8 protein-coding genes are annotated in these 8,030 nt (G+C 37.2%); 1 reads left to right on the top strand and 7 read right to left on the bottom strand.

Annotated elements, in window-relative coordinates; translation table 11 throughout:
- Positions 1 to 124 precede the first annotated feature (124 nt).
- Positions 125 to 1,159: a hypothetical protein gene (locus OQH61_RS08275; RefSeq protein ID WP_266026957.1), complete on the top strand. Its 1,035-nt coding sequence runs from the start codon at positions 125 to 127 to the stop codon at positions 1,157 to 1,159.
- Here OQH61_RS08275 and OQH61_RS08270 read toward each other — a convergent pair.
- The 7 genes from OQH61_RS08270 to OQH61_RS08240 form a co-directional block, all read right to left on the bottom strand.
- Positions 1,149 to 1,820, bottom strand: a complete 672-nt coding sequence (locus OQH61_RS08270; protein ID WP_266026956.1) for a hypothetical protein — start codon at positions 1,818 to 1,820, stop codon at positions 1,149 to 1,151. The genes OQH61_RS08275 and OQH61_RS08270 overlap by 11 nt on opposite strands.
- Positions 1,821 to 1,876: 56 nt before the next feature.
- Positions 1,877 to 2,944: a translation elongation factor Ts gene (tsf, locus tag OQH61_RS08265; RefSeq protein WP_266026955.1), complete on the bottom strand. Its 1,068-nt coding sequence runs from the start codon at positions 2,942 to 2,944 to the stop codon at positions 1,877 to 1,879.
- Between the two features lies 1 nt (position 2,945).
- Positions 2,946 to 3,740: a 30S ribosomal protein S2 gene (rpsB, locus tag OQH61_RS08260; RefSeq protein WP_266026954.1), complete on the bottom strand. Its 795-nt coding sequence runs from the start codon at positions 3,738 to 3,740 to the stop codon at positions 2,946 to 2,948.
- Between the two features lie 199 nt (positions 3,741 to 3,939).
- On the bottom strand, positions 3,940 to 5,250 hold the full coding sequence (locus tag OQH61_RS08255; RefSeq protein WP_266026953.1) for an RNA polymerase factor sigma-54: 1,311 nt from the start codon (positions 5,248 to 5,250) through the stop codon (positions 3,940 to 3,942).
- Positions 5,247 to 5,969, bottom strand: coding sequence for an LPS export ABC transporter ATP-binding protein (gene lptB / locus OQH61_RS08250; RefSeq protein WP_266026952.1), 723 nt, complete (start codon positions 5,967 to 5,969; stop codon positions 5,247 to 5,249). The genes OQH61_RS08255 and lptB overlap by 4 nt, the downstream gene beginning before the upstream one ends.
- A complete protein-coding gene (gene tsaE, locus OQH61_RS08245) occupies positions 5,966 to 6,400 on the bottom strand; it encodes a tRNA (adenosine(37)-N6)-threonylcarbamoyltransferase complex ATPase subunit type 1 TsaE (RefSeq protein WP_266026951.1) in 435 nt (144 codons plus the stop codon). The genes lptB and tsaE overlap by 4 nt, the downstream gene beginning before the upstream one ends.
- Positions 6,393 to 8,015, bottom strand: a complete 1,623-nt coding sequence (locus OQH61_RS08240; RefSeq protein WP_266026950.1) for a DNA polymerase III subunit gamma/tau — start codon at positions 8,013 to 8,015, stop codon at positions 6,393 to 6,395. The genes tsaE and OQH61_RS08240 overlap by 8 nt, the downstream gene beginning before the upstream one ends.
- Positions 8,016 to 8,030 lie beyond the last annotated feature (15 nt).

Raw genomic sequence — 8,030 nt, 5'->3', positions numbered from 1 at the left:
CTAGAGAGATTCGTGCCTCAATGGAAGTCTTTATCCTTTGCATATATTCTTTTTATCATATCTGTTTATTGTTTAAGTAGCGAGCATTCGGTGTTTTTATATTTTAATTTTTAAGCGAGAATCTATGTTAAAACTTAGCATTTCATCAAAATTTTACACAATCATATTCTTATGTTTAGTAGCTTTAAGCACTTTGCCCGTAGTATTGATTAATTGTTTGAATGATAAATATGGACTCAAAAGCACACACAATAAATATATAGAGAATCTTACCAGTGAGGAACAATTCCTTTATCCCCTGAGAGTAAAAGCCAAAGCCCCTTATTATGTCATCGGCACTTCGCGCACAAGATATATTGATTATGATAGGTTGAGTTCATACCTTGGGCAACATTGCATTCGGCTTGGCTTATCCTCTGCAATGATAGATGAGTGGATTTTCCTTATTGAACAAATCAAATCTCACTCTAGCCATTTCATATTGGGCTTTGATGCTTTTTCGCTTAATAGCAATGGATTCCAAAATGGCTCTCGCTTGCAAGATACTTTTCATCAAAATGTCGCTATTGATGATTATTTAAACTTCAAACTTGCAGCAAAAAGCATAAAAGATTATTTCAATACTCAACCCTATGATGCATTTTTTACAGAATTTGACAAACAAACATTTATTTTTTCACCCCAAAGCATTGAGGAATCTTTTTTCATAAACCCTGATAAATGGCACCCGCATTTTACCCATTTTGACATTGATGAAGAAAAAATACATACGCTTGCAAATCTCACTGATTCTAAAGATATAATTATCATTTTTCCTAAATATTTTTCGCATTATAAAAATTTTCAAAAATATGATGATATAGAAAAACAATATTTTAAAGCCATCACTTATTTAATTACGCATACAAATGCAAAAATTTGGAGCTTTTATGGGATTAATTCTATCACTTTGGATAAGGATAATTTTGATAATGAGGGGTGGCATTTTAAGCCAAAAGTGAGCGCATTAATGTTGGCAAGAATCTTTAATGATAAAGCCATTGAAGTTCCCGCTGATTTTGGTATGCTGCTTACAAAGGAAAATGTAGAATCCTATCTCTCTTCATTAAGTACGCAGATTAAAACCTATCACATACAACCTAAACACATTAAGGATTAGCTTCTTTATCTTTAGCAGTTGTTATGAGCCCTCCCATAACAACCCCAAGAGGTATAGCTAGAGGCGCACCCCAAACATATATAGGCATACGAATGGAGAGCATAAGACTATCTTGAGATGGATAATGCGAAGTGTAATCTGTGCGATGTGTGAGTGCAAGATATATCGGTGAGCTTGGCAAAATCAAAATACCCTTATCAAAATACGCTCCATTTATCGCACTATCCCTATATCCACCGCCTACATACAAACTCAGAATCTGCCATCCACGAATATTAAAAAATGCAGGATGCCAATAACCCTCAACCCCAAACCGATGAGAAATCTGCTCATTAAAGCCATATTCATAACGAAATTTTGCTCCGAAAAATTGAGGAAATCTTTGCCCAACACCACCAAAAGAAAGTGTGCCAAAGTCAAAGGCAATGTGCTTTTGTGAGGGTTGTTCTAAGTTATTATGCGTAAGAGGAGATTCATTAAATACAAACCCATATTCTGTGCCAAGCACATTCATTATTATGCTCGTATGTGAAAAATCTCCGCCAAATGTTGATTCTTCTCTTCCTAGCTCTTTATCATAATAAAAAGCCTTAGAATAAGTAATCCTTTCATTAGAAGCAAAATCCCAAAAGTTATATCCACAGGCATTTACAGAGAACAAAAGCAATATGCATAAACCAAATCGTAGAATAATAACTTGCTCCCGTGCTTAATCTACTACTGCATTTGTGCAGCAACTTCAGCAGCAAAATCCTCAACTTTTTTCTCAATACCCTCGCCTAGCTCAAAGCGGATATACTCAACTATCTCAATCTCATCACTTAGCTCTTTAGATTTAGCCTCAAGCACTTGTGCAATCGTTTTTTTATCGTCCATTACATAAAACTGCCCAAGCAAAGTCATTCTTTGGTCAAGTAATGTGCTATCAGCGATAAAACGCTCCATTTGACCGGGCAAAATCTTATCCCAAATTTGCTCTGGTTTCCCTTGAGCTTTCAAATCTTCTCGCAATTTTTGCTCTTGGGCTTTAAGCACAGATTCTGTAAGTTCGCTACGGCTAATATATTGTGGAATCTTATGAAGAGGCTTACCAAGCCTTTTAAATTCTTCATTTTCTTTTTGTAACTCGGCAATAATCGCAACTTTTTCTTTTTGAATAAACTCATTTTCAAGCTGCGTATAACTTAAAACTTGAGGCTTCATCGCTGCGGCGTGCATACAAATACTTTTAGCAAGCTCTACACAGGCATTCTTTGAGCTATCTTTGCCAAACTTCATCGCAATAAGCACACCCACGCGCCCATTTGAATGCACATAGCCATTGACAATGCCTTTTCCTTGCGCTTGAATACTTGCAATACGGCGCACTACGATATTTTCACCAATTTTGGCAATATTTTGTTGGAGATATTCTTCAAATTTTACACCTTCAACACTCATCGTATGTAAGCTCTCTGTGCTAGAAAGGGCATTATCATACACGATTTTTGATGTCTGTGTTACAAGGTTTTTGAATGTATCATTTTTAGCCACGAAGTCTGTCTCGGAGTTTATCTCAATAACACTTGCCTTGCTAAAGTCACTTGCTACCTCCACACTTACAACGCCTTCACTTGCTACCCTATCAGCTTTTTTTGCTGCCTTGCTTAAGCCTTTTTCGCGTAGATATTCTACTGCCCTTTCAAGATTGCCATCTGTTTCTACAAGTGCTTTTTTGCAATCCATCATACCTGCATCTGTCATCTCGCGAAGCTGTTTTACAAGCTGTGCTGGAATATCTGCCATATTATGCCTCCTCTTGCATTTGTGCAGCAAGTTGAGCGGTTACTTCATCAAGAATCTCTTGCTTTTCTTCGTTTGTAGCTGGAGCAATTTGCTCTCCTTGCTCATTCTGCTCATCTTTATTTTCAGCGCGTCCTTCTAAAATTGCCTCACTTATTTCTTTACAAAAAAGCTGGATAGAACGTATTGCATCATCATTTCCGGGAATAGGATAATCCACCATATCAGGATCGCAGTTTGTATCAAGTGGTGCAACCACAGGAATCCCAAGACGTCTTGCCTCTGCCACAGCAATTTTTTCTTTCGCCGCATCAATGACAAAAATCATATCGGGCGCTTTTTTCATATGACGCACACCACCGAGATACTTATCAAGCTTTTCTTTTTTGCGTTGCAACATAAGCTTTTCTTTTTTTGTAAGTAAATCAATTTGTCCGCTGCTTTCCATTTCTTCAATAATCTCAAGTCTGCGAATTGATTTTTTGATTGTGCTAAAATTTGTAAGCATTCCACCAAGCCATCGGTAATTGACATAGGGCGCATTTACAGATTCTGCATATTGTTTTAATGTATCACTTGCTTGTCGCTTTGTGCCTACAAACATAATCACTTTACCCTCACTCGCTGCTTCTTTAATGATATTGTAAGTATAACGAAAGTAGCGCAAAGTTTTTTGCAAATCAATAATATGGATATTCTTTCTCACACCAAAGATAAATCTTTTCATCTTTGGATTCCAGCGGCGAGTTTGATGTCCAAAATGCACACCACACTCAAGTAAGTCTTTCATCGTTACCATAGGTTCTCCTTGTAAATTTTGGTTTATCCTCCATACCCCTTAGCAGGGCTCATTAAACCCTTGCAACCTCATAAGGATTGGTATGTGTGAATTTGCTATTAAGCTTTATGCACTGATTCTATAACAGAGCATACTTTTTCAAAACAAAAAGACGAGCATTTTAGCTCAATTTGGCTAAAACCTTGCTTATATTTTATAATTATACGCTGATTTCATAGAGTTTTTTACGCTCACTAGAGCTTGCAATATTGAGCTGTTGGCGATATTTGGTAATCGTGCGCCGCACCATTTTAAGGTCAAATTTTTGCTCCACACTTTTTAGAATCTTCAAATCACTCAAAGGCTTTTTTCTATCCTCATTTTTGACAAGATTGAGTATAAAATCTTTAATCGAAGCATTTGAAGTATCCCCATCAATAGCTGCAGTAAAGAAACTTTTAATAGGGAAAATCCCTCTATCGCATTCTAAATATTTATTAGCAATAGCACGTGAAATCGTGCTCGGCGCATATCCCAAATCTTGGGCAATATCTTTAAGCTTCATCGGACGTATCTCCCCGCCCATAAAAAAATCATATTGATTCTCACGTAGAGCAATGGCAATTTTCAAAATAGTGGCTTTACGCATATCAAGCGCATCAACCAAATCTTTTGCCTCTTTTAATTTAGTTTTTAAAAATTCTGCACTTTCTTTATGTGCCTCCACACCTTTGATTTTCTCCTCAATAATAATCTTAGGATAATACACATCATTAATTGACACTTCAAGTTCGTAGGTAGTGTTTTTCAATGTATCAGTTTTTACTCGTTCAAAAATAAAAATATCAGGAATCACTTCAGCTTCTTTCGCTCCAAACTCAATCGCTGGCGGATTTCTAAAGCTCTTAATAGTCTTCATTACTTCATTGTATGCAGGGTGATTTTTATATTTACTATGGTTGTGCAAATCGCGTATCACACGTGCAGCCAAATCATAGCTTTCACCCTCTAATTCAGTATTGCTTAACTGAAAAAGAAAAGATTCTATCACATCTTTTGCGCCTACACCATAAGGCTCAAGATATGCAAATCTCTGCCTTACGCGTTCTACATCTTCCTCGCTTAGTCCTAATTCATAAGCTATCTCACCCACTGCGGTATCCAAATACCCATCTTCATTGAGATTCTCTACAATCTTAAATGCAATGGTGCGTGAAATTTCTGTGGGAAATAAAGTAGAATCAATTTGCTCCTCAAGCACTTCGTAAAGGCTTTTTTGGCTAATGTGAATAGATTCAAAGCGGTCATTTGATGTATTTGAGGAAAGATGAGACTTTTTATAGTTTTTAGATTGCAAACTTTGTGTCATTTGGCTTTGCACACAAGCATAGGGATTTTCCTCTACAATAGCATTGAGCGTTTCTTCAAGCTCCATAACGCCACTTTGCAAAATCGGCAACCAACTCTTTAGTGTTGTTGAAAGACGTGTCTTGATATTGAGATTACTTCGTAGCTTACCTCCTACACTCATACTTTAAAATGCTCTCCCAAATAGTATTTGCGCACTAATTCATTTGCATAAATTTCCTCTGCATTGCCACTTGCAAGAAGTGTCCCGCTTTTAATTACATAGGTGCGAGAACACACTGATAGCGTCTCACGCACATTATGATCAGTTATAAGAACGCCAATATCAAGCTCTGTCAGCCTTAGAATAATATTTTGTATATCGCTTACCGCGCGTGGATCTACGCCAGCAAAAGGTTCATCAAGCAAAATAAACTTCGGATCTTTCACAAGCGCACGCGCTATCTCTACCCTCCTCCTTTCTCCACCACTTAAACTTATGCCTTTTCTTGAGCGAATGGGCTCAATATTAAATTCTTCAAGCATTTTTTCAATTTTAATCTGCCTATCTTTCGCATTTTTAATACTTATCTCTGCTGCAAGCATAAGATTTTCCTCTGTGCTTAAATCTTTAAAAATACTTGATTCTTGAGGAAGATAGCCAATGCCTAAATTGGAACGCTGATGCAAGGGGAGTTTAGTAATATCAGTATGATTAAGCATAACCTTTCCAGAGCTTGGGTGCAGCAGCCCACAAATCATATAAAAAGTAGTAGTTTTGCCTGCTCCATTTGGACCCAAAAGCCCCACTACTTCGCCACTATTGACTTCAAGAGAAATATCTTGGACAATTTTTGTTTTTTTAATATGCTTATTAAGATTATGTGCGGAAAGCTTATTCATAGAGCTACCTTATAGATTCTATGATCAAGCATTGCATTTGTATTTATAGTAATGCTCATCACATTAAAGCCATTTTGGCGCAATATATTCTCCAAAGCTTCATCGCCCCATTCCACAAAATGCAATCCATCTTGTTCAAGCATTTCAAGCAATCCCAGCTCAAGCATATCCTGCATATCTTTACGATAAATATCATAATGGTAAATTGCGCCATAATCTTGGCTTTTATAAGCTTGTGCGAGGCTAAATGTAGGTGAAGTAACCTCGTTTGCTTGCTCTTTGCTTTCAAAGGCTACAAAAGAGCGCACCAAAGTTGTTTTGCCACTTCCCAAATCCCCTCTTAAAAGCACCACATAGCCTTTGCGAATTGTATTTTTTAAAGTATGGCATAGCTCTGTAAGCGCAGATTCACTCAATATATACTCACTCATTATTTCCACCTGTTTGATTATCTTGCATAATCACTTCTTTAATCCCTACACTATCCTTAATAGCACTAATTAAATCCTTATTTTGCGCCAAAAAAGCATCTTTCGCATCAAGAACAGCTTTTGTCTCTGTTGAAGTATCTAAAGGAGAAGATGTATCTGAATATAGAGCTGATGTGCCAACAAAAGTATTTTCAGACGATGAAACAATGTTTTGTTCAGAAGTAGCTTGAGGAATCACCTGAATAGATACCTGTGAGCCGAAAATTTCAGCTACTAATGCCTTGATGATGCTAAAATGCTCTTTGAGCTGCTCCTTATCTTGACCCTGCGCTATGCTCTGCCAACGCAAAATCTCTCCTTCAAAACTTACAAACTTCACATTGCGTTCAAAAATCTCGCCTAACTTCACATTGCGATCTTTGATTTTTTGCACAAGTGTATCAAAGCGCAAATGAATATTAAGAGATGAGACATTGTTTGATTCTAATGATGGGGGAGTTGATGATTGAGACGATATGGGTATAGAGGTATTTTTATGGTTTTGTGTTCCAAAAAGCTCTTCCTCAAGTTCTTCTATCATAGATTCTATATCTTTGACCTTGAGCGCTTCTTGCATTTTCATCGTGCATAATAACAACACAAACGCACCATCGGTATTGAGGTTAAGCAGAATTTTAGATTCACTTAAAATACGCGCAAAACGTTCAAGAATAAGTGGTGGAAAATCCACACTTTCTTTAAGCAATTTATCTTTTAAAAAAAGCATCATTTCATCAAGTATCATTTCGCATTCATACTCTTGAAGAATCTGCATAATCTTATGCGTATTGCCCTCATCTTTGTGCAAAATGCTTTGAAAATAATCATTCAATACTTGGGGATCAACAATACCAAGCATATCTGTTACCCCTGCAACTTCAATATGATTTTTACAAAAAATAATTGCTTGGTCTAGCAAAGTCAATGTATCACGCAAACTCCCTGAACCGCTCCGCGCAATAATATCAAGGGCTTGAGGCTCATAGCTTACTCCCTCTTTATTGAGAATTTGAGCGATATGTTCTACAATAAGTCGGTGAGGGATTTGCTTGAATCTAAAATGCTGTGTGCGGCTTAAAATAGTAGCTGGAAGCTTCAATGGGTCAGTCGTTGCGAGTATAAACTTCACAAACTCCGGTGGTTCTTCAAGCGTTTTAAGCAAGGCATTAAATGCTTCTTTGCTTAACATATGCACCTCATCAATAATAAAAATCTTATATCGTGCAAAGCTTGGGTGGTATTTTGTTTGCTCTATCACCTTTTTAATATCATCAATCCCCCTTGAACTTGCCGCGTCCATTTCAATGATATCCATATGTTTATTTTGTAATGCTGCTATACAACTTGCACAATTCCCACACGGAGTGCTCGTAGGTCCGCTCTCACACTGCAAAGCACGGGCAAAGATTCTCGCCGAACTCGTTTTGCCACTCCCACGCAATCCACTAAAAAGGTAAGCGTGAGAGATATGTTGAGAATCTAAAGCAAGAGAGAGCGTTTGTGAGATGGCATTTTGTCCTACCAAATCGCTAAAACAAGTCGGGCGATATTTCAATGCTAGGGCTATTGAACTCATTTATATCCTCATAAT

The sequence above is a fragment of the Helicobacter sp. MIT 21-1697 genome (assembly GCF_026241255.1).
In the GTDB taxonomy this organism is placed as follows: domain Bacteria; phylum Campylobacterota; class Campylobacteria; order Campylobacterales; family Helicobacteraceae; genus Helicobacter_C.
Note: the sequence above shows the minus strand (reverse complement) of the source record. Positions and strands in the feature narration are given on the sequence as shown.